This window comes from Zobellia uliginosa, from assembly GCF_018860745.1.
Taxonomy (GTDB): Bacteria; Bacteroidota; Bacteroidia; order Flavobacteriales; family Flavobacteriaceae; genus Zobellia; species Zobellia uliginosa_B.
In genome coordinates this window covers 759,254-779,849 of sequence record NZ_JAHKPY010000014.1, presented here as the reverse complement: position 1 = coordinate 779,849, position 20,596 = coordinate 759,254, and the positions used below count along the sequence as shown (strand labels likewise).

Annotated in this window: 22 protein-coding genes and 1 tRNA gene; 12 read left to right on the top strand and 11 right to left on the bottom strand. The window is 38.3% G+C overall.

All coding sequences use genetic code 11. The annotated features are described in order from the left end of the window. Positions 1 to 105 precede the first annotated feature (105 nt). From KO521_RS18240 to KO521_RS18200, 9 genes are all read left to right on the top strand, one after another. A complete protein-coding gene (locus tag KO521_RS18240; RefSeq protein ID WP_215941335.1) occupies positions 106 to 792 on the top strand; it encodes a response regulator transcription factor in 687 nt (228 codons plus the stop codon). Positions 793 to 903: 111 nt separating this feature from the next. Continuing rightward, the gene (locus tag KO521_RS18235; RefSeq protein WP_215941334.1) at positions 904 to 1,983 is read left to right on the top strand and encodes a sensor histidine kinase; all 1,080 of its coding nucleotides are present in this window, start codon (positions 904 to 906) and stop codon (positions 1,981 to 1,983) included. 10 nt (positions 1,984 to 1,993) lie between these two features. After that, on the top strand, positions 1,994 to 2,662 hold the full coding sequence (trmB, locus tag KO521_RS18230) for a tRNA (guanosine(46)-N7)-methyltransferase TrmB (protein WP_215941333.1): 669 nt from the start codon (positions 1,994 to 1,996) through the stop codon (positions 2,660 to 2,662). Between the two features lie 3 nt (positions 2,663 to 2,665). Continuing rightward, entirely contained in the window at positions 2,666 to 3,298 is a 633-nt protein-coding gene (locus KO521_RS18225; protein ID WP_215941332.1) for a LysE family translocator, read from the top strand. Beyond that, a complete protein-coding gene (locus tag KO521_RS18220; RefSeq protein ID WP_215941331.1) occupies positions 3,295 to 3,630 on the top strand; it encodes an MGMT family protein in 336 nt (111 codons plus the stop codon). Before KO521_RS18225 ends, KO521_RS18220 begins: the two co-directional genes overlap by 4 nt. 163 nt (positions 3,631 to 3,793) lie before the next feature. Then, a complete protein-coding gene (locus tag KO521_RS18215; RefSeq protein ID WP_215941330.1) occupies positions 3,794 to 4,933 on the top strand; it encodes an Mrp/NBP35 family ATP-binding protein in 1,140 nt (379 codons plus the stop codon). Between the two features lies 1 nt (position 4,934). Then, entirely contained in the window at positions 4,935 to 5,177 is a 243-nt protein-coding gene (locus tag KO521_RS18210; protein WP_215941329.1) for a NifU family protein, read from the top strand. 70 nt (positions 5,178 to 5,247) lie between these two features. Continuing rightward, positions 5,248 to 6,306 carry an NAD(P)/FAD-dependent oxidoreductase gene (locus tag KO521_RS18205; protein ID WP_215941328.1) on the top strand — a complete coding sequence of 353 codons (1,059 nt, stop codon included), beginning with the start codon at positions 5,248 to 5,250 and terminating at the stop codon, positions 6,304 to 6,306. 37 nt (positions 6,307 to 6,343) lie between these two features. Then, positions 6,344 to 6,673 carry a 2Fe-2S iron-sulfur cluster-binding protein gene (locus KO521_RS18200; RefSeq protein ID WP_215941327.1) on the top strand — a complete coding sequence of 110 codons (330 nt, stop codon included), beginning with the start codon at positions 6,344 to 6,346 and terminating at the stop codon, positions 6,671 to 6,673. On the opposite strand, the gene KO521_RS18195 is transcribed toward KO521_RS18200, so the two are convergent. Beyond that, positions 6,670 to 8,406 carry an ABC transporter ATP-binding protein gene (locus KO521_RS18195; protein ID WP_215941326.1) on the bottom strand — a complete coding sequence of 579 codons (1,737 nt, stop codon included), beginning with the start codon at positions 8,404 to 8,406 and terminating at the stop codon, positions 6,670 to 6,672. The two genes, KO521_RS18200 and KO521_RS18195, sit on opposite strands and share 4 nt — an antisense overlap. A 118-nt stretch (positions 8,407 to 8,524) precedes the next feature. Between KO521_RS18195 and KO521_RS18190 the strand changes: the two genes are divergently transcribed. After that, positions 8,525 to 10,705: an acylase gene (locus KO521_RS18190; RefSeq protein ID WP_215941325.1), complete on the top strand. Its 2,181-nt coding sequence runs from the start codon at positions 8,525 to 8,527 to the stop codon at positions 10,703 to 10,705. Positions 10,706 to 10,729: 24 nt separating this feature from the next. Here KO521_RS18190 and KO521_RS18185 read toward each other — a convergent pair whose 3' ends face one another. From KO521_RS18185 to KO521_RS18140, 10 genes are all read right to left on the bottom strand, one after another. Further along, positions 10,730 to 11,392, bottom strand: coding sequence for a hypothetical protein (locus KO521_RS18185; RefSeq protein ID WP_252730101.1), 663 nt, complete (start codon positions 11,390 to 11,392; stop codon positions 10,730 to 10,732). A 58-nt stretch (positions 11,393 to 11,450) separates the two neighbouring features. Further along, positions 11,451 to 12,188, bottom strand: coding sequence for a GDSL-type esterase/lipase family protein (locus KO521_RS18180; RefSeq protein WP_215941324.1), 738 nt, complete (start codon positions 12,186 to 12,188; stop codon positions 11,451 to 11,453). Between the two features lie 17 nt (positions 12,189 to 12,205). Continuing rightward, the gene (locus KO521_RS18175; RefSeq protein WP_215941323.1) at positions 12,206 to 13,522 is read right to left on the bottom strand and encodes a gluconate:H+ symporter; all 1,317 of its coding nucleotides are present in this window, start codon (positions 13,520 to 13,522) and stop codon (positions 12,206 to 12,208) included. A gap of 103 nt (positions 13,523 to 13,625) precedes the next feature. Further along, the gene (locus KO521_RS18170; protein ID WP_215941322.1) at positions 13,626 to 14,030 is read right to left on the bottom strand and encodes an ACT domain-containing protein; all 405 of its coding nucleotides are present in this window, start codon (positions 14,028 to 14,030) and stop codon (positions 13,626 to 13,628) included. Between the two features lie 144 nt (positions 14,031 to 14,174). Further along, on the bottom strand, positions 14,175 to 15,332 hold the full coding sequence (locus KO521_RS18165; protein ID WP_215941321.1) for a PAS domain-containing sensor histidine kinase: 1,158 nt from the start codon (positions 15,330 to 15,332) through the stop codon (positions 14,175 to 14,177). Between the two features lie 285 nt (positions 15,333 to 15,617). Beyond that, positions 15,618 to 16,001 (bottom strand): DUF3037 domain-containing protein, encoded by a 384-nt coding sequence (locus tag KO521_RS18160; RefSeq protein WP_215941320.1) that lies wholly within the window; start codon positions 15,999 to 16,001, stop codon positions 15,618 to 15,620. Then, positions 15,991 to 16,770 (bottom strand): HipA family kinase, encoded by a 780-nt coding sequence (locus KO521_RS18155; RefSeq protein ID WP_215941319.1) that lies wholly within the window; start codon positions 16,768 to 16,770, stop codon positions 15,991 to 15,993. Before KO521_RS18155 ends, KO521_RS18160 begins: the two co-directional genes overlap by 11 nt. Positions 16,771 to 16,888: 118 nt before the next feature. Beyond that, positions 16,889 to 17,857 carry an alpha/beta fold hydrolase gene (locus KO521_RS18150; protein WP_215941318.1) on the bottom strand — a complete coding sequence of 323 codons (969 nt, stop codon included), beginning with the start codon at positions 17,855 to 17,857 and terminating at the stop codon, positions 16,889 to 16,891. Positions 17,858 to 17,919: 62 nt separating this feature from the next. Then, positions 17,920 to 18,483, bottom strand: a complete 564-nt coding sequence (locus KO521_RS18145) for a TetR/AcrR family transcriptional regulator (RefSeq protein WP_215941317.1) — start codon at positions 18,481 to 18,483, stop codon at positions 17,920 to 17,922. Positions 18,484 to 18,662: 179 nt separating this feature from the next. After that, a tRNA-Leu gene (locus KO521_RS18140) sits at positions 18,663 to 18,743 on the bottom strand. Positions 18,744 to 18,892: 149 nt separating this feature from the next. Here KO521_RS18140 and KO521_RS18135 point away from each other — a divergent pair. Together KO521_RS18135 and KO521_RS18130 are read left to right on the top strand one after the other, a co-directional pair. After that, on the top strand, positions 18,893 to 19,834 hold the full coding sequence (locus KO521_RS18135; protein WP_215941316.1) for a ribose-phosphate pyrophosphokinase: 942 nt from the start codon (positions 18,893 to 18,895) through the stop codon (positions 19,832 to 19,834). Between the two features lie 47 nt (positions 19,835 to 19,881). After that, positions 19,882 to 20,523 carry a 50S ribosomal protein L25/general stress protein Ctc gene (locus KO521_RS18130; protein WP_215941315.1) on the top strand — a complete coding sequence of 214 codons (642 nt, stop codon included), beginning with the start codon at positions 19,882 to 19,884 and terminating at the stop codon, positions 20,521 to 20,523. Positions 20,524 to 20,596: the final 73 nt, after the last annotated feature.

The window sequence follows — 20,596 nt, the reverse complement described above, 5'->3', positions numbered from 1 at the left end:
TGCAATAAGGTTAGGTTAACGTTACTATATTAAATCAACGTTAAGAGACTTTGCTATGTCGGTATTATCTTTACTTTTGACGAATTAACCATCTTTACAGACCTTATGAAAAAGAAAGACATTAAGATATTACTTGTTGACGATGAGCCAGATATACTAGAAATAGTGGGTTATAATCTTACTAATGAAGGCTATCAGGTCTTTACTGCGAAAAACGGAGTAGAAGGTGTTGCCATGGCCAAGAAAAAGCAACCACACTTAATTATCTTAGATGTTATGATGCCGGAAATGGATGGTATTGAAGCCTGCGAGACCATTCGCGCAACTTCTGGACTTGAAAGTTCCATCATCACCTTTCTTACCGCTCGTGGCGAAGATTATTCCCAAGTAGCCGGTTTTGACGCTGGTGCAGATGATTATATTACTAAGCCCATAAGACCAAAAGTATTGGTAAGTAAGGTAAAAGCCCTATTGAGAAGACTTAAAGAAGATAACGCGCAACAGGAAGATATCGTACAGGTTGGTAATATCATCATCAATAGAGAAGAGTACAAAATCGTAAACGACGGGAAAGAAATTGTCTTGCCAAGAAAAGAATTTGAACTGCTAGCATTGCTTACTTCAAAACCAAGTAAGGTTTTTAAAAGAGAGGTCATTCTTGATCGGGTTTGGGGTAATGAGGTAGTTGTTGGTGGGCGTACCATTGATGTCCATATAAGAAAACTTCGTGAGAAAATTGGTGAAGACCATTTTAAGACCGTTAAGGGAGTGGGTTACAAGTTCGTTCTTTAATTAAGTAGCTACATTAATTAAGTTATACGTCATTTTTATAGTAATTTTGGGCCGTGAGGTGCCCAACAATGATGTACAACCGTTTTTTAGCGAATATAAAACTAGTTTCTTATGGCTGCTGCTAAGCTAAGAAGGTCATATCGCTTTGCGTTAAGGTCTTCCTTAATGGTGACCTTTACTTTTATTTCGCTATTGGTCTTGTTCCTGTATCTCTTGGGAAAAGTTGATTGGATCATAGTCACCATCTCTGCTCTTTTGTTATTCCCTGTAGCATTCATTGTGATGCAAATACGCATAGAGCGATTTATTTACCGTCGTATAAAAAAAATATATGATGATGTGGCCATGTTGGAAACCTCATCTATCACTACGGGGCCTATAACAACGGATATGAAAACCCTAACCGAAGAAATAGGGAAGTTTGCCAAGGACAAACGTGTAGAAATAGACACGCTTAAAATCAGGGAAGAATACCGCAAAGACTTCCTCGGTAACGTATCGCACGAGCTTAAAACTCCTCTTTTTACCGTACAGGGCTACATAGAAACACTGCTAGATGGTGCAATGGACGATAAAAACGTTCGTAAAAAGTACCTACAACGTGCCAACAAAGGTGTTGACCGCCTTATCTATATCGTGAAAGATCTTGACCTCATCACCAAATTAGAGGTAGGCGACTTAAACCTCAAGAAGGAAGCTTTTGATATTATTGAACTTATTCAGAATGTCTTTGACCTCTTGGAAATGAAATCGGCCAAAAAGAAAATCATACTCACTTTTGATATGGAGTATGATGAGCCTATTATGGTCTTTGCCGATAAAGAAAAAATACAACAGGTACTTACCAACTTTCTTGTAAACTCCATAAAATATGGTCATACCAATGGCACCACGGAGGTAAGCGTAGAAAACCTGATTAAAAACAAAGTAATTGTAAGGGTAACCGATAATGGCGAAGGTATTCCCAAACAACATATACCACGCCTATTTGAACGTTTTTACCGTGTGGACAAAAGCGGAAGCCGTAGTGAAGGTGGTTCCGGTCTTGGCCTTGCCATTGTAAAACATATTGTTGAGGCGCATGGAGAAAAGATATATGTAGAAAGTGAAATAGACGTAGGTTCTGAATTCTCTTTTACTTTAGAAAAAGCAGAAGACACAAGCACCACTACAACCTCAACAAAAATCTAATTTTATACTATTGGGAAGCAAGAACAAACTTAAACGCTTTAAAGAGAACGAAACATTTTCTAATGTCATTCAACCTAAGCGGGATGCCGTAAAAGAAGGGTTTGAAAAAAAAGGAAAATGGAAGGAATTCTTTGGAAATGACCATCCTATTGTACTGGAATTGGGCTGCGGCAAAGGAGAATACACCGTTGGTTTGGCTAAACAAGACCCCAATAAAAACTTTATAGGAATTGACATTAAAGGGGCTCGCCTTTGGAGAGGTGCCAAAACAGCTTTGGAGGACAACCTTAAAAATGTAGCTTTTCTAAGAACACAGATAGAATTGGTAGATGAGCTTTTTGCCCAAGACGAGGTTTCCGAAATCTGGATAACCTTTCCTGACCCACAAATTAAATACAAGCGTACCAAGCACCGCATGACCAATGCGGGTTTTTTGGATAAATACAGAAAAATTCTTCGTCCAGATGGTATTATGCATCTTAAAACGGATAGTGAGTTCATGCACGGATATACCTTAGGGCTATTACATGGCCTAGGATTGGAAGTCACTTATGCTAATCATGATGTATATAAGAATGAAGGAAGCCCAAAAGAGGTGTTAGAACTTCAGACTTTCTATGAAAAACAGTATCTTGAAAAAGGGAAACCTATTACCTATATCCAATTCAAGGTTCACTAATTCATGCAACACCTTTTAATTCTTTTTTTTGCTACATTTTCGGCAGCTTTTATGGCAACCGTTCCTCCTGGACTTTTGAATATGAACGCCGCAAAGGTCAGTGTAGAAAAAGGTAAACTTAATGGCATTATTTTTAGTTTAGGAGTAGCTCTAGTGGTTATCCTCCAAGCTACCATTGCCGTATATATTTCAAAATTCCTTCATAAAAACCCTGAGGTGGTAGATGTGCTGTTGAAAATAGCAGTTGTTGTCTTTGCCTTTTTTATGGTTTATTTTTTCATTGCCGCAGGAAGAAATAAAAAGAGGAAGACTAAAATCGTTAAAGTCAGCAAAAAGAATAGCTTCTTTAAAGGTATGCTTCTAGCCGCTTTAAATTTGCTAACTATTCCTTATTACAGTGGTCTTAATATTATGTGGAATGCTTCTGGATGGATAAAGTTTCAAGTCTGGGATATTCTGGTTTTCATTCTTGCCGCAGGAACGGGCACTTTTACCGTGCTTTATATGTACACGGTATATTTTAATAAATTAGAGAACAAATCAAATCGGTTTTCAAAAAACAGTAATTATATCTTAAGCGGACTCATGTTAGTTTTGCTTACTATAACAGTTTTTAGAATTGCCTACCGCTCATGAAACCAGAGAACAAAAACTTCTTTCAAAAAGTATACGAGGTGGCAGCGCTTATACCCGAAGGGCGTGTTACATCTTATGGCGCCATAGCTAAGTATCTGGGTGCCGCCAGAAGTGCAAGAATGGTGGGCTGGGCCATGAACGGGGCCGGAAGCATGCCAGAAGTACCTGCACACCGCGTTGTAAATAAAATAGGACTGCTAACGGGAAAACATCATTTTGATGGCACAAACCTCATGCAACAGCTTTTAGAAAATGAGGGCATAAAGGTGGTTGACAATCAAATCATGGATTTTGAAAAACACTTTTGGGACCCGTTTAAGGAGTTGGGGTAGTAATCCAACACGTTAGGCCTCTTGTACAACCAAGAACCTCTGATTAACTATTTTAATGAAAATTAAATTGTTATTCCCTATTACTCCATATTACATTTCAATACAAACACTTTAGTTTCTTGCCGTTATGGCGTATCTTTGTTCTTTAGAATGATTTTATATAATGAAGATTGATAAAAAAGAAGTTTTAAGAGCACTAGAGCATATTACCGTACCTGGAGAAGGACAAAATATGGTAGAAAGCGGTGCCGTTAAAAATATACAGATTTTTGGTGATGAGGTTGAGGTGGATATTACTATAAGTAATCCTAGCCTACAGGCCAGAAAAAAAACCGAAGTTGAAATTTTGAAGATCATACACCGCGAGGTCTATGAAAAAGCAAAAATAAAGATCAACATAAAGGTAGATGCCCCTGCAAAACCAAAGACCAATGAGATAAAAGGAAAACCATTACCCGGTATTCAAAATATCATTGCCGTTGCTTCGGGAAAAGGGGGCGTAGGTAAATCTACGGTTACAGCAAATTTGGCCGTTACTTTGGCTAAAATGGGATTTAAAGTAGGTGTTTTAGATGCAGATATCTACGGCCCGTCCATGCCCATTATGTTCGATGTTCCTATGGAGAAGCCTTTGGCCGTTAATGTGGGTGGCAAATCAAAAATGAAACCGGTAGAGAATTATGGTGTAAAACTATTGTCAATCGGATTTTTCACTCAACCGGACCAAGCAGTAATATGGCGTGGACCAATGGCTGCCAAGGCACTGAACCAAATGATATTTGATGCACACTGGGGCGAGTTGGATTTTATGCTGATTGACCTTCCTCCGGGAACTGGGGATATTCACTTGAGTATAATGCAAGCTATGCCCGTAACTGGAGCCGTAGTGGTAAGTACTCCTCAAAATGTAGCTCTTGCAGATGCCAGAAAAGGGGTGGCTATGTTTCAACAAGATTCTATAAATGTTCCTGTATTGGGAATAGCAGAGAATATGGCTTACTTTACCCCTGAAGAGCTTCCTGATAACAAGTATTATATATTTGGCAAAGAAGGCGCCAAAAATCTTGCGGAAGATTTAAATGTACCTTTCCTAGGAGAGATTCCTTTGGTGCAAAGCATACGTGAAGCTGGTGATATTGGTAGACCGGCCGCTATGCAAACGGCAACTCCTGTAGAAGAAGCGTTTGAGAACCTAACAAAAAATGTAGTGCAAGAAGTGGTAGGCAGAAATAAAAGCCTTCCTCCTACTGAAGCAATTAAGATAACAACTATGGCGGGCTGCTCTGTCGTAAAGAAAAAATAATATGACATCCGAAGAACTAAAACAGAATGTTGAGAAGGCGCTAGAAGAGATTCGCCCTTTTTTGCAAAGTGATGGAGGAGATATTTCTTTGATTTCCATAGACAACGAAAACTCTGTAAAGGTAAAATTAGAAGGAGCATGCGTTGGCTGTAGCGTTAACCAAATGACTTTAAAGAGTGGTGTGGAGATGACCATAAAGAAATATGCACCGCAAATAGAAGAAGTAATTAACATTGGCGCTTAACACGCTGACATTGGTCATATTGTTACTCATCTTTTAATTTTAATTTCGTCCAAATTTTAATCTAAACCCGATGATCAAAACAGACATATTGATTATTGGAGCTGGCCCAACCGGGCTTTTTGCCGTTTTTGAGGCAGGCCTTCTACAGCTCAAATGTCATTTAATAGATGCGCTACCACAAGCAGGTGGGCAGTGTTCCGAAATTTATCCAAAAAAACCAATTTATGACATCCCAGGTTTTCCTGAAGTATTGGCAGGTGATTTGGTAAACAATCTCATGGAGCAAATAAAGCCTTTTGAACCTGGATTTACACTAGGTGAAAGGGCCCAGACCATTGAGAAATTAGAAGATGGAACGTTTATAGTAACCACCAACAAAGGCACTAAACATAATGCCCCCATTGTCGCCATTGCAGGTGGCCTTGGTAGTTTTGAACCTCGCAAACCATTACTAGAAAACCTTTCTAAATACGAAGATAAAGGTGTTGCCTATATAATAAAGGACCCGGAAGTGTACCGTGATAAAAAGGTTGTTATTGCCGGTGGAGGAGACTCTGCACTGGATTGGAGTATATTTTTGGCCGATGTAGCATCAGAGGTTTCTTTGGTACACCGTAGAAACGAGTTTAGAGGTGCTTTAGATTCTGTAGAAAAAGTACAACAACTTAAGAATCAAGGAAAAATAAATCTAATTACACCTGCCGAAATCGTAGGATTAAAGGGCGAGGATAAATTAGAGGCTGTTTCTATTAGAAAAACAACAAATCCTGATGAGGATGTTACCCTAGAAGTTGATAATTTTGTTCCGCTTTTTGGACTTTCCCCTAAACTAGGGCCCATTGCAGATTGGGGGCTAGAAATAGAGAAAAATGCCATTAAGGTAAACACATTCGATTATCAGACCAACATACCAGGAATTTATGCCATAGGTGATGTAAACACCTATCCTGGGAAGTTAAAACTGATTCTTTGTGGTTTTCATGAAGCCACATTAATGTGCCAAAGTGCTTATCAGCGTATTTATCCTGATAAGAAATATGTAATGAAATATACAACCGTAGGCGGTGTAACCGGTTTTGACGGAAGTAAAAAAGAAGCACCTAAGGCAGTTGTTAAATCTATAGATTAACAATTGCTATTGCCCAAATTATAATTTAAGTACACCAATGAGCGACATTAAAATAAAGATTACGGATAGAGAAGGTGTTCTACACGAAGTAGATGCCCCAACCGACATGAACATGAACCTAATGGAGGTTGTTCGTTCGTACGAATTGGCTCCTGAAGGAACAATTGGCATCTGTGGTGGTATGGCTATGTGCGCTTCCTGTCAATGTTACGTAGAATCTGACCATAATCTTCCTGAAAAATCAGATGATGAAGATGCGATGTTAGCCGAAGCTTTTGACGTCAAAGAAAACAGCCGTTTGGGTTGCCAAATTCATATGACCCCAGATTTAGACGGATTAGAAGTGGAATTGGCTCCTGAGAGCTAGATTCTAGCCTGATACGTAAATAGATTAAAGTACCTGCCTTCTTTAGTGATAAGCTCATCGTGGGTACCCTCTTCTGCAATTTTACCGTTTTCGATAACCAAAATCTGATTTGCTTTTCGAATGGTACTTAACCTGTGAGCAATTACAAATGTGGTACGCCCTTCTGTTAAGGCAGCTAAACTCTTTTGAATTAAGGCTTCGCTTTCAGTATCCAAATTAGAAGTAGCTTCGTCTAGAATCAAAATTTTAGGGTCTGCCAAAACAGCCCTAGCAATTGCAATACGTTGGCGTTGACCACCGGAAAGTTTCACGCCCCGCTCCCCTATCAACGTATCCAAGCCATCATCAAATCTATCCGTGAATTCATTTACATAAGCTGCCTCAACGGCTTGTTTTAATTTTTCTTCGGAAGCATTGGGTCTCGGAAAAAGAATATTCTCTCGTATAGTTCCCTCAAAAAGAAAATCGTCCTGCAAAACTACTCCCAAGTGTTGCCTGAAGCTATTCAAGTTTACTTTTGAGACATCCTTACCGTCTATTGTAATTTTACCCGACTGTGGATTTAAAAAGGTCGCTGCCAACCCAGCAATAGTAGATTTTCCTGAACCAGAACTCCCTACCAAAGCAACCACATTGCCTGATTTCACCTCAAAATTAATGTTATGGAGCACCTCTTTATCTTCTTCATAAGAAAAAGAAACATCATCAAAAACAATATCGCCGTCAATTTCGTCCAAAATAATGGTTCGGTTCTCCTCATCCGATTCTGGAGTCATATTCATAAGCTCCTCTGTACGGTCCAATCCCGCTAAAGCCTCCGTTAATTGGCTACCAATATTGCTCATTTGCACTATGGGCGCCACCATCAATCCTAATAAAAAAGTGAAGGTCAAGAACTCGCCAATGGTAAGCTCATCCATCATGATTTTGTATCCTCCTATACCCATAATTCCGGTGGTGGCCATACCTAAAAGAAAGGTAGAGGAACTGGTCATAAAAGCAGTGGCCGTCAGACTCTTTTTTACATTTTGAAAAAGACGATTTACTCCTTCTTCAAATATTTTATTTTCTTGTTCCTCGGCATTAAAGCCTTTAATTACACGTACACCACCCAGCGTTTCGGTCAATCTTCCCTTTACTTCAGCATTTATCTTTCCACGGTTTCTAAAAATAGGTCTAATTACCTTAAACGCCTTTAATGCAATAATCGCAAAAATAGCCAATGGCACCAGTGTAAAAACCGTCATAGTCCAACTAATGCGTAAAAGCAATATAAGAGAAACTACTGCCGTAATAGTTCCGCCTACTAGTTGTACCAAACCTGTCCCGATTAGGTTTCGAACCCCCTCAACATCACTCATAATACGGGAAACCAAAGCTCCGGACTTTGCATTATCAAAAAACCGAATAGGCAAGGAGAGTACTTTTTTCTGTACTTGAGCCCTTAGCTCAGAGATTAAAAACTGAGCTTGTACGCTTAATATTTTTGTCAGTAAAAAAGAAGTTACCGCTTGCACTAGTATAGCCAGGCCAACTACACCCACAAGTAATTTTAAAAAATCCATGTCCTTGTTCGGAATAATATCATCCATTAAATATTTAAGTGACATAGGTGCAACAAAACTTGCCGCTTTGCTTATTACAATAAGAAGAAGCCCTAGAAACACAAGATTTCGCCTAGGCCATATAATAGTTTTAAACGCGGTAAGAATACTAACTTTTTTTTCGGCCATAATAAGATTAAATATAAGGTTGCAAGGTACTCAAAACGAAAAAAATAAACAGGGTACCCCATAGGTTGCTTCTATTTATTTGGAGTTTGTCAGTATATTGTAATACAAATAGAGCCATATGAAATATGTAGTAGTAATAAGTTGCTTTCTTCTATCCTCCTTCATTAGCCAACAGGAAAACCAAGAGATCAAGAAATGGGAAGCACAAGCGGCTAATATTGAAATAATAAGAGATGATTTTGGTGTTCCTCATATTTATGGCAAGTCGGACGCCGATGCGGTATTTGGCCTTTTATATGCACAATGTGAAGATGATTTCAACCGAGTAGAACAAAACTACATTTGGGCAACAGGTAGGTTGGCAGAAGTAGAGGGCGAAGATGCGTTATATAGTGATCTTCGTGCAAAACTGTTCATGACCGAGGAAGAGGCTAAAGCGAATTATGAGAAAAGCCCCGCTTGGTTAAAAGAGTTGTGTAATGCCTTTGCCGACGGTATTAATTACTACCTACATACGCACCCAGAAGTAAAACCAAGATTGTTAACGCATTTTGAACCGTGGATGCCCATGTATTTTAGTGAAGGGTCTATTGGTGGGGATATTGAGCGAATTTCTACAAAGAAGATAGCATCTTTTTATGAAAGCGATATGGAACTGCCAGAAATGGAACTGTTGCAAATAGAGAAAGAAAAGGAAGCGGAAGAACCACAAGGGTCTAATGGTATAGCTATATCAGGAAAATTAACCCGGTCGGGCAATCCGTTATTATTGATAAATCCGCATACTTCATTTTACTTTAGGGGAGAAGTTCATGTAGTTTCTGAGGAGGGATTAAATGCTTATGGAGCGGTAACTTGGGGGCAATTTTTCGTATACCAAGGTTTTAATGAAAATACCGGTTGGATGCATACATCAACCTATACGGATGTAATGGATGAATTTAAGGAAACCATTGTTAAAAACGACGATGATTTATTCTATCAATATGGAGAAGAGCTTCGGCCTGTTGAATCGTCTGAAATCGTATTAAAATATCTGGATGGTTCCGACCTAAAAGAGAAAAAATACCCAGCCTACAGAACCCATCATGGACCCATTACCCACGTTGCCGATGGACAATGGACAGCCTCCGCCATGATGTGGGAACCCGTAAAAGCTCTGGAACAGTCATTTATTCGCACAAAACAAATAGGCTATAAAGGATTTCGTGATATGATGGATATCCGCACCAATTCTAGCAATAATACGGTGTATGCGGATACCGAGGGAAACATTGCCTATTTCCATGGCAATTTTGTTCCTAAGCGAGATGTTCAGTTTAATTATGGGAAGCCGGTTGACGGTAGTAATCCAAAGACCGATTGGCAGGGGTTGCATACGGTAGATGAAAATATTTTAGTATTGAATCCAGAAAATGGGTGGATACAAAACTGTAATTCGACCCCGTATACCTCAGCATTACAATTCAGTCCAAAGAAAGAGGATTACCCCTATTACATGTCTAGAGATCAAGAGAATTTTAGAGGAGTTCATGCCATAGAATTATTGAAAGACAGAAAAGGATATACTATAGACAGTTTAATTCAACTGGCACATGACCCTTTTCTGCCGGCATTTGAGCTGTTAATTCCTAACTTAATTGAGACTTATGACGAAAACGGAATAAATGATAAAAGATTGAAGGAGCCTTTATTCCTTCTTAGAGATTGGAATTTTACAACTTCAGAAAAATCCATACCTATGACCTTGGCACATTACTATGGCGAATTAGTTTATCGTCGCATGTCTAGGCCGGAGGGATTATCTTCTAAGGAATTATTATATCATTGGGTAGAAAATGGGGATTATGTTGGAAAATTACAATTGTTCAAAGAAGCAATTGGCAAGCTAGAAGCAGACTTTGGAACATGGAAAATACCGTGGGGAGAAGTAAATAGATACCAACGAACAACTGGAGATATCGTACAACATTTTGATGATGCCAAACCAAGTATTGCCATTGGTTTTGCCTCGGGTAGATGGGGAGCGTTGGCAGCTTACGGTTCTCGTTATACTACTGAGGGTGCCAATAAAATTTACGGAACGCGAGGAAATAGTTTTGCAGCCGTGGTTGAATTTGGAGATAAAGTAAAAGCTAAAAGTATATTGGCCGGTGGGCAAAGTGGAAATCCAAGTTCGCCTCATTTTAACGACCAGATTGAGAGGTATAAAAATATGGATTGGAAAGAAGTTTTATACTACAAAGAAGATGTTTTAAAAAAAGCAGAAGAAACATATCAACCAGGTAACAGGGACTAAATAAAAAACTACAATTACAACGTTCTAATCTTCTTCTTTTGTGATAATTAGAGTAGCTTTTGAACCTTCCGATAATAGCCATTTGTTAGCATAGATAAGCTCACCTTTGTCATCGTAAACATTGACCTGGGCAGTATTGGGTGCCGAAGTACCCGTGTTTAAAGCCTCAAAATCTACACGGTTGAAACCTTTCTTTAAATCTACATTCACACCTTTAAAAGAACCCGTTAAAAGAATATTAGGATCAACGACATCTCCGTTCACATAAATTTTTATGCGATCACCATCTACGTTTTCATGATCGCGACAAACAATACCCACAAACTTTCCGTTGTTTTTAACATCGCCCATGTACATGTCCGGAAAATGTTGCTTTGTACCTTCTTTGGGTTGTACGGGCCCAACCTTAGGGTCTATCTTCATACCTGCACCTGCTTGAACAAGCTCACGGTCATCAATCATCTTAACCGGATTGCGCTTTGCAATATCAAAATCTACCTGAGGCCGGTCTTCAACAACAGAAGGAATATTGAGTGAAGTACCCTCACTTGGCTTTTCATTATCATTGATTTTATTAGCCGCATCAATTTTTAAATCCTTTTTTTGAGGAATATCGGTCTGGGCCGTCATCCCTGAAAAGGAGCACAGCATTACAGCGAACAACAGCACCGAAAAATTTTTAGTCATCGAACAAATTATCGAGATAAAGATAACAAATACCCTGCCATGGGGACTTAAGGCAATGTTAAAACGATAAATTACCGAAAATCGTATCAGCAATCAATCTATGACCCTGCTTATTTGGGTGTATAGGATCTTCATCATAGCATTCCTTTTGACTTGCAAAAAGGGGTTTACGAATATTAATTTCCGCATTTGCATAAGGGTGATGCATATCTAGTATAATATCCGTAAATTCTTCAAGTACCTCCGCATCATACTTGGGGTAAGGATTTTTATAACTATACGATTTTGAGGTTTCAGTACTGGGCAATGTTTCAGCCAATGGTGGTGGAGTTAGAAGAATGGTCTTAATATCTCTCTGGCGCATCTTTTCCAAAAAGGAATACACCCCTATTTTAAAACTTCTAAACAACTCTTCAGAAGGCGCTCCATATATTCCATCATTAATACCATAACAGAATAGTGCTACATCAATTGGATTTTCATCTAAAATTTGGTCCAACCGTTCAAAAAGATAAGGTCTTGGACCAGGGTGGTCCTTTTCCGTAAGTCCGCTTACGGTTTCACTTCCCTTCCCGAAGTTTATAAATGTAATGTTGAGTTCCGGCTTCTCTTTATTGAATATCTCCTGTAGCATTTCTACATAGCCATTACCTCCTGCAGCGGTAATACTATCTCCAAAACAACCCACTATTTGGTTTTTCTTCAACTGGAACTTAGAATGGTCAAAACAGCCTATAAGACCTGTTCCGGCTATAGCAAGAGCGGTTCGGTTTATGAATTGTCTTCTCTTCATCATCTTACAACGTGAATAAATTATATAAAAATATCTAAAATTAGCACCCCTATTAGACCCATAACACCAACAGTGGTCTCCATTACGGTCCATGTTTTTAAAGTGTCCTTTACAGAAAGATTAAAATACTCTTTATAAAGCCAAAATCCACTATCGTTAACATGAGATAGCATTAGACTTCCCGATCCAATAGCCAAAACCATTAATTCCGGACTTACATCCGTATTGGCAATCAACGGCAAAACAATCCCTGCAGCAGTAAGGCCCGCCACCGTTGCTGACCCAACACACACGCGTATAACCGTGGCAATTAACCATGCTAAAATTAAAGGTGAAACGGTAGACCCCTTTAGCATTTCGCCTATATAATCACTTACGCCACTATCAATTAAAACTTGTTTTAAAGCTCCTGCACCGGCTATAATCAAAAGCACCATGGTGATACCCGAAACGGCACTGGCTACGGAATCCATTACATCCTTCATTTTTTTGCCTCTTGCCAGTCCCAAGGTATAAATAGCCACCAGAACGGAAATAAGCATAGCCATTACAGGATTCCCCAAAATGTCCGTTGCTTTTCTCACTTCATTTTCATCTGGAAGTATTAATCCCATTATAGATGCAAAACCAATGAGAATAACCGGCAACAAGGCAGTAAGAATACTAGTAGCCGTACTGGGCATTTCATCATCTGTCAAAATTCTTGGATTTAAAAACTCCTTAAGCGGAGTTGCCTCGACATTTTTTATAGAACGAGATAAAAGAGGACCTGCTACGATAATTGCCGGGATTGCCACAAGAATACCGTATAGCAAGGTCTTACCAATATCAGCATTAAAAATAACCGCGATTCCTGTTGGTGCCGGATGAGGTGGAAGATACCCATGTGTTACCGAAAGCGAGGCCAACATAGGCAGCCCTACATATATTAAGGGAAGTCCTGTTGCTGCTGCGACAGTAAATACCAGGGGTATTAGTATAACGAAACCTACCGTATAGAACATAGGTATACCTACTATAAAACCGGTAAGTACCACAGCCCATTGAATATGCCTTTTACCGAATTTTTCAACCATTTGGGTAGTGATACGCTGCGCCGCACCACTATCTGCTACCAACTTACCCAACATGGCTCCCAGACCAAGAATCAAAATGAGATATCCTAGGGTATTTCCAATACCGGATTGAATGGACTTGGTAACTGTCTCAAAATCCATTCCTTCTGCAACACCCACCAACAGCGAGACGATGATAAAAGCAATGAAAGCGTTGAGTTTAAAGCGGGCAATTAATATAAAAAGAACAAAAATTCCGGCAATAACAATAACAAGTGGCATGAGCTAGGTTGGTATTTAGACTTCTAAGATAGTAAAATAGATGACAATGAAAAGCCATAAAACCAACTTCAGTGAAGACATTTTGAGACTAGTGAAGCATTCCTTAGCCCGTGTAATTCCGGGATAACCGTTCTAGGATCTTTACAGCTTTTGAGGCATCTTTGCAGTCTACAAAAATATGGTCATGATAGTAGGCTGCAACAACATTACAGCTAATATGATGCTTTGCCAATTCTGATGAAAATAAAGCGGTTAGCCCTACGCCTTCTAATGAGGAGTGAACGGATAAAGTAATCCAAGAAGCTACATATTCATAAGGAAGTCGTAGTGCATCGGCTTTTTGTTTGGAGATGATCACCGTTGTAGCCTCTTGCTCTTTAAACTCGCAAAGTGTATCAGCTCTTGAAACCTGGTTCACATTGTTTAAGGTGATAAATACATATTCACCTCCATTTAACTTTGGGGTCATCCCCTTTACCATTTCCACTAAGTTTTTTTCTCCTGCCATTGTGTTCTGTAATGTTGCTGAAATTACTCTTTATTCATCTTCATGAAGTATAATAAGATTGAAACAAAAAGATAGCTCTGTAAAGAGAAATAATCTCTACTGAACTATCAATATAAAAATCTGAAATTCTCTATAAAAATTACTTTATTTCTTAAGTATTCTACTACGAGGTGGTTTTGGTTTATTAATAGGAACAGTAAATTTAAAATCACTCCCCTTACCCAAAGTGCTTTCTGCCCAAATAGTACCTCCCAATTTTTCTACGAATTCCTTACAAAGGACCAAACCAAAACCTGAGCCTTTTTCATTTGCGGTGCCTACACAAGCCATATTTGTATTTACATAGAATAGCTTTTCATAAGTATCTGTTCTCATACCTACGCCATCATCTGAGACTGTAATTTCAACATTTTTATCGTAAAGTTTAGTTGAAACTTCTATTCTACCTCCGGGTTTGGTAAACTTAATAGCATTGGATATCAGATTACGAACAATGGTTTTTATTACCTTATGGTCAGAACATACGTGTATAGGCTCACTTTGCAATAAATTCAAACCAATATTCTTGGTACTGGCAATTGCTTTGGATAATTCTAAAGTTTGGGACAAAATCTTGTTGATATTAACTTTTTCTGATTTAAAATCCCTTAATCCCGTTTGAGATTTTGTCCAATCTAAAAGATTGTCCAGTAAACTAAGAGTATTGCTTGTAGTCTTGTTAATGAGTTCCAAGTATTCTTGAGATTGGCCAATATCATTCTTTTTTATCGAGTCTTCTAACAATTCAGATAACAATGTAATATTGTTAAACGGACTTCTTAAATCATGAGCTATAATAGAGAATAATCTATCTCTTGTAGCTACAACATCTTTCAATTCCGACTCTCTTTTTCTTAAGGCCTCTGCCGCCTTTTTCTTTTCCGTAATATCCCGTACCACACATACAAGGAATTTATTCCCTTCACCATCTACAAAGCGTGATTTCCTTGTAGATAACACCTTTTTTGTTCCTCCTCTAACCGTCATATTCTCTTCAACGATACTTTCAATACCATCTGCCAAGACTTGCCTATCAATCTTCAAAAAAGATTCACGCTCTTCTTTCGTCACCTCTTCAGCAAGTGTCTTTCCAATGATTTCCTCACAGGAAAGGCCCATCATTTTACAGAAAGCTTCATTTACCAAAATTATTCTACTTTGATCATCCTTAACAAAAACGGAATCACCCATATTGTTTAGAATAGTCTGGGTGTATTCATTATCCTTATTAAAATGATTTTTTAGGCTAAGTGGTTGACTCATCTGGATACTACGGTTATTTAGGTTAGAACTGGGGACAATACCGGCATTACTATTACGAAACCTAGCTTTAAGACTAGGTCGCATACTTCCATGAGGGAGTAGGAATCTGCTAATCAATACAAAGCAGTCCTTAAATTTAAACTTATTTTTTTGAAACAAGGTAAAAGCCCGTAAACTAAAAAGTACAAACCCCTATATTTTAACAGGAATACACAACACAATATTACTTTTAACAACTTCCCTAGGCCGCTTTAGGAATATGTATCAAAAAACGATTGACTTTCTCTAAAGCACATTTTTTTCAAAGAGATTTTCTAATTCCTGTTCAGGATCAAAGCAAAGACCTGGATGTGGTTTTGAACTTTGAATAATGGTACTTCTAGAAGCTGTAAGCCAACGAAATCTTGATGGTAAATCTAACTTCCCTATAGCTCCACCTTTGGGTTCACCCTCACATACCTTCTCCCAAGCTTTTAAATAATCTTCAATAATATCGGGTTCTATCTCTGATGTAAAAGCCTGAATACGCTTGCGATTTACCAAGAATTTTATTCCTAAGAATTTTTTTCTTTTAGAGAATACTATGGCTCCGACGTTAATGAATTCTCCTCGTTCTACCTTGGGCACTAGCCTTATAATAGCAAATTCGTATGTAACTCTATCTTGCATCTTGGGCCTCTTTAACCAACACTTCTAATTTTGCCAATCTTGTTTCTAAAAACTTCCTATAAGCAGCTAGTTTCTCTTGTGGTGTTATGGGGTCAGATTCACTCAATAACCAATCTTCGGGAATTTTAGATATAATTTCTGTAATGGTAGCTTCATTTATGTTTGCTCTGATATCTTCTGCGGCCTTTGGCAACTCAGTAGCACGCTCCAAAAGCACATGGTCCTTAATAGCGGGGAAGGTTCTTTCTAAATGAGTATTCCAAGTTTCCCAGTTATGGTGGAAATAAAAACTAGACCCATGATCAATCAGCCAAAGTTCTTTATGCCAATTGAGCAAATTCGTATTCTTTGCCGTACGGTCTATATTACTGATCATACTATCCAAAAGAACAACTTTTGAAGCCGTAAAAGGGTCCGCAACAGAAACCAACGGATCATAAACTATGGAACCCGAGAGGTAATGCAAGCCAAGATTCAGACCCACACTGAATTTAAGTAAATCTTGAATTTCTTCATCTGGCTCAGTTTTACTAAAACTATCGTCCAAATTCATGAAAACAATTTCAGGTACTTTAAGACCCATAGCACGTGCTAATTCTGCCCCAATAAGTTCAGCAATCAAAGCCTTTTTACCCTGGCCTGCACCTCTGAATTTAATAACATACAAAAATTCATCATCTGCCTTTACTAGACCCGGAAGTGAACCTCCTTCTCGCAAAGGTTTGATATATTGAACGACATTTACGGTTCTAATTTCAATTGCCTTCATAATTGCTAAGGTAGTGAAAGTTGAATTTTACAACCAAGAGTAATTTGTAATAGATCTACCTAACAATAAAACAACTGCAAAAAGCCCCAAACGGGGCTTTTACCTGTAAAAAATATTCTTATAATTTAAGTTTTCTCATGAAAATCCTCATTTTAGGAATGATCTTATCTGCATCTTCCTCAAGAGCAAAATGGCCGGTATCATAAATATTATAGTCGATTTCTTTCACATCTTTCTTAAATGCTTCTGCACCACTTTCTGGAAAAAAAGCGTCGTTCTTTCCCCAAACAATGAGTAAAGGAGGTTGATTATCCCTCAAATATTGCTGCCATTTTGGGTACAACTTTATGTTATTCCGGTAATCATAGAACAAATCTAGATTTACAGCATGGGCATTAGGCCTTGACATTTTCAAATAGTCCAAATTCCAAGTGTCAGGATCTATGTTTTCCGGGTTTCTAGTTCCATGTGTATATTGCCACTTTAGGCCTTCTATGGAAAAAGCATGTAAAAGAGCTTCTTCTGTCTGCTTATTTCTATTAGCCCACATACTTTTTGTGTCCTTCCAAGCGGCTCCCAATCCTTCTTCATAGGCATTCCCGTTTTGGTTGATAATAGCCATAACCCTTTCCGGGTGAGCTGTGGCAATTCTAAACCCTATGGGAGCACCATAATCTTGAATCATCAATGCATAAGAAGTAATGTTCTTTTTCTCAAGAAAAGCATCTATAGTTGATGCAAGGTTATCAAAAGTATATTCAAATTTATCTGAATCGGGAAAATCACTGTTCCCAAATGCAGGATAATCCGGAGCTATCATATGAAACTCGTCCGATAATTGATTTAGTACTTTTCTATATTGATGAGATGAAGTAGGAAAACCATGAAGCAAAACTATAGTCTGGTTTTCAGGATTTCCTGCTTCTCTGTATGCTATATTCACTCCATTAACTTCAAGGGTTCGATACTTAACTTTGTTTGTATTTTCATCACAACTACAATGAGTTGATATTTCCAAATCAGCCGATATTGCTCCAGAAACAAATAAAGGCGCTATAGCCAGTGCATAAAGAATTAAATTTTTCATAATTAAAATATTAAGGATTAATTTATTACCGAATGTTCGGTAAATAACTATTTTAAATTTTTTTATTTGTTCAAATATTTAGACTCTATATCCTTTAAGGTTTGGTCAAATATGCTCAAATCATTCAATCCTTTAGTAACTACAAGGCTCCCCTGTAGTTCCACTAAAGTTCGAACGGCATATTTCTGCGCCTTACCTTCAGACAAACCAAATGATTTACCTATGGTTTTGAATGCGTCAATCCACTGGGTCATGCCGTTTTTAATCTGATTTTCAAATAATTCTAAACCAGAACCCAAAGAGAATGCACGCAACACACATGCGTTTTTTCCATCGCTATACAAAACTCTAATATTATCCAACCCCCTCAACAATCGCTGTGCTGGAGGAATAGTTTCATCATTTAAAATATTAAATACATTTTCTTCCGCCCACTCCCCCAAATAATTTAACACCGCTACAGCCATTCCTTGTTTCCCTTCCGGAAAACGGTGATACAGACTAGCTTTTTTTAAACCAGTTTTCTCGGCCAGTTCAGAAAGGCTTGCACCATCGTAACCATTAGACCTAAAAACCTCTACAAGCTTTGTTACAATTTCTTTATCCAATACTTTTTGTGGTCTCATAAGGCAAATATAACACAATTATTTATTTTACCAAACGTTCGGTAATTACAATTTGTTCTTTTACAAAAACAAAAAAGTTGCACATATTGTTTTGCCCTACCTCCATCTCGCATTAAACACCAAAGTTTAAGGCATAAAAAAAGCCGAGAATACATCTCAGCTTTTTTCTTATTATCCTGTACTCGAGGCGGGAATCGAACCCGCACTCCAAAGGAACTGGATTTTGAATCCAGCGCGTCTACCAGTTCCGCCACTCGAGCATTAAAATCGGACTGCAAAAGTAAATAATTTTTTTATTTCCAAGGTAAAAAATAACAACATTTATCCTTTAGCAACACAAATAAATGTCTAAATTTGCACCTCGCTAACAAAACGACTTGTCAATAAACTAATTAACAATACGTTACCCATGGCCTACCAAGTTCCCGAACCAAAAATATTCGCCTGTACACAGAGTACTGAATTGGCACGTAAAATTGCCAAATCCTACGGTGCCGATTTGGGCAATGTACTCTTCTCTAGATATAGTGACGGAGAGTTTCAACCATCGTTCGAAGAGTCAGTTAGAGGGGCGCGTATTTTTATCATTGGTTCTACCAACCCTAGTTCTGAGCATTTAATGGAAATGTTATTGATGCTAGACGCAGCCAAACGTGCATCTGCTAGACACATAACAGCTGTAATGCCATATTTTGGCTGGGCCAGACAAGACAGAAAAGATAAGCCTAGAGTACCTATTGCAGCAAAGCTAATAGCCAAAATGCTTGAAGCAGCTGGGGCAACAAGAATAATTACAATGGATTTGCATGCAGACCAAATTCAAGGTTTTTTTGAAAAGCCTGTTGATCATCTGTTTGCATCCACCATGTTCTTACCTTATTTAAAGAATTTAAAACTAGATAACCTAACCATTGCCTCTCCGGATATGGGTGGTTCCAAACGAGCCTACGCCTATTCCAAAGCATTGGGTAGTGATGTTGTTATTTGTTACAAACAAAGAGCTAAAGCCAATGTTATATCTCATATGGAGCTTATTGGTGACGTTCAAGGTAAGAATGTGGTCTTAGTAGATGACATGGTAGATACCGCCGGAACATTGACAAAGGCTGCGGATTTAATGATGGAAAGAGGCGCATTGAGCGTAAGGGCCATTACAACGCATGCTCTTTTATCCGGTGATGCCTACGAAAAAATTGAAAAATCTCAATTGTTAGAATTGATCGTAACAGATTCTATTCCTTCAAAAAGAGATTCAAATAAAGTGAAAGTATTGAGTTGTGCGGAGCTTTTTGCAGATGTTATGCATAGAGTGCACCACAACACCTCAATAGCATCAAAATTTTTAATGTAGTCCTATGGGCTACTCCAATTACGAGTATTAATTATTTAAATCATATAATGAAGTCAATTAAGATTAAAGGATCAGAAAGAGAAAGCGTGGGCAAGAAGGCAACGAAAGCCCTACGTAATGCTGGACAGGTTCCTTGCGTTGTATACGGAGGGGAAAAACCATTACACTTTTCAGCTGAAGAGTTAGCGTTCAGAAATTTAGTTTACACCCCGGCCGCACACACCGTAAAGGTTGACTTAGGCGATGTTAAGGTAAAAGCGATTATGCAAGACATTCAGTTTCACCCAGTGACTGATAAAATTTTGCATATCGATTTCTATCAACTTTTTGATGATAAAGAAGTTACCATGAACATTCCTGTTCGTTTAGAAGGTAACGCTCCAGGTGTAAGAGCCGGTGGTCGTTTACTTTTTAGAAAAAGAAAACTTGCTATTAAAGCACTTCCAGACAACTTGCCAGATTATTTTGATATTGATATATCTAAATTAAAAATCGGTGACAACATTACCGTTGAATCTTTGTTGAAAGATGAATTTACCATCTTACACCCAGAGTCTATGGTTGTTGTTCAAGTTAAAACTCAGCGTACAGCGGTTGCCGTTGACGATGACGAAGAAATTGAAGGAGAAGAAGGTGAAGCTACTGAAGGAGCAGCTGAAGCTACTGAAGGTGGAGAAAGCCAAGAATAAATTTCATTTGAAGTTTTATAAAAAGCGCCCTAATTTAGGGCGCTTTTGTATTTTTATACCTTAACATTGCATC

Excerpts from the sequence above, each read along its gene's own strand:
- KO521_RS18240 (WP_215941335.1), top strand. The coding sequence starts at position 106 with ATGAAAAAGAAAGACATTAAGATATTACTTGTTGACGATGAGCCAGAT.
- KO521_RS18235 (WP_215941334.1), top strand. The coding sequence starts at position 904 with ATGGCTGCTGCTAAGCTAAGAAGGTCATATCGCTTTGCGTTAAGGTCT.
- KO521_RS18225 (WP_215941332.1), top strand. The coding sequence starts at position 2,666 with ATGCAACACCTTTTAATTCTTTTTTTTGCTACATTTTCGGCAGCTTTT.
- KO521_RS18220 (WP_215941331.1), top strand. The coding sequence starts at position 3,295 with ATGAAACCAGAGAACAAAAACTTCTTTCAAAAAGTATACGAGGTGGCA.
- KO521_RS18215 (WP_215941330.1), top strand. The coding sequence starts at position 3,794 with ATGAAGATTGATAAAAAAGAAGTTTTAAGAGCACTAGAGCATATTACC.
- KO521_RS18210 (WP_215941329.1), top strand. The coding sequence starts at position 4,935 with ATGACATCCGAAGAACTAAAACAGAATGTTGAGAAGGCGCTAGAAGAG.
- KO521_RS18205 (WP_215941328.1), top strand. The coding sequence starts at position 5,248 with ATGATCAAAACAGACATATTGATTATTGGAGCTGGCCCAACCGGGCTT.
- KO521_RS18200 (WP_215941327.1), top strand. The coding sequence starts at position 6,344 with ATGAGCGACATTAAAATAAAGATTACGGATAGAGAAGGTGTTCTACAC.
- KO521_RS18195 (WP_215941326.1), bottom strand. The coding sequence starts at position 8,406 with ATGGCCGAAAAAAAAGTTAGTATTCTTACCGCGTTTAAAACTATTATA.
- KO521_RS18190 (WP_215941325.1), top strand. The coding sequence starts at position 8,525 with ATGAAATATGTAGTAGTAATAAGTTGCTTTCTTCTATCCTCCTTCATT.
- KO521_RS18185 (WP_252730101.1), bottom strand. The coding sequence starts at position 11,392 with ATGACTAAAAATTTTTCGGTGCTGTTGTTCGCTGTAATGCTGTGCTCC.
- KO521_RS18180 (WP_215941324.1), bottom strand. The coding sequence starts at position 12,188 with ATGATGAAGAGAAGACAATTCATAAACCGAACCGCTCTTGCTATAGCC.
- KO521_RS18175 (WP_215941323.1), bottom strand. The coding sequence starts at position 13,522 with ATGCCACTTGTTATTGTTATTGCCGGAATTTTTGTTCTTTTTATATTA.
- KO521_RS18170 (WP_215941322.1), bottom strand. The coding sequence starts at position 14,030 with ATGGCAGGAGAAAAAAACTTAGTGGAAATGGTAAAGGGGATGACCCCA.
- KO521_RS18165 (WP_215941321.1), bottom strand. The coding sequence starts at position 15,332 with ATGAGTCAACCACTTAGCCTAAAAAATCATTTTAATAAGGATAATGAA.
- KO521_RS18160 (WP_215941320.1), bottom strand. The coding sequence starts at position 16,001 with ATGCAAGATAGAGTTACATACGAATTTGCTATTATAAGGCTAGTGCCC.
- KO521_RS18155 (WP_215941319.1), bottom strand. The coding sequence starts at position 16,770 with ATGAAGGCAATTGAAATTAGAACCGTAAATGTCGTTCAATATATCAAA.
- KO521_RS18150 (WP_215941318.1), bottom strand. The coding sequence starts at position 17,857 with ATGAAAAATTTAATTCTTTATGCACTGGCTATAGCGCCTTTATTTGTT.
- KO521_RS18145 (WP_215941317.1), bottom strand. The coding sequence starts at position 18,483 with ATGAGACCACAAAAAGTATTGGATAAAGAAATTGTAACAAAGCTTGTA.
- KO521_RS18135 (WP_215941316.1), top strand. The coding sequence starts at position 18,893 with ATGGCCTACCAAGTTCCCGAACCAAAAATATTCGCCTGTACACAGAGT.
- KO521_RS18130 (WP_215941315.1), top strand. The coding sequence starts at position 19,882 with ATGAAGTCAATTAAGATTAAAGGATCAGAAAGAGAAAGCGTGGGCAAG.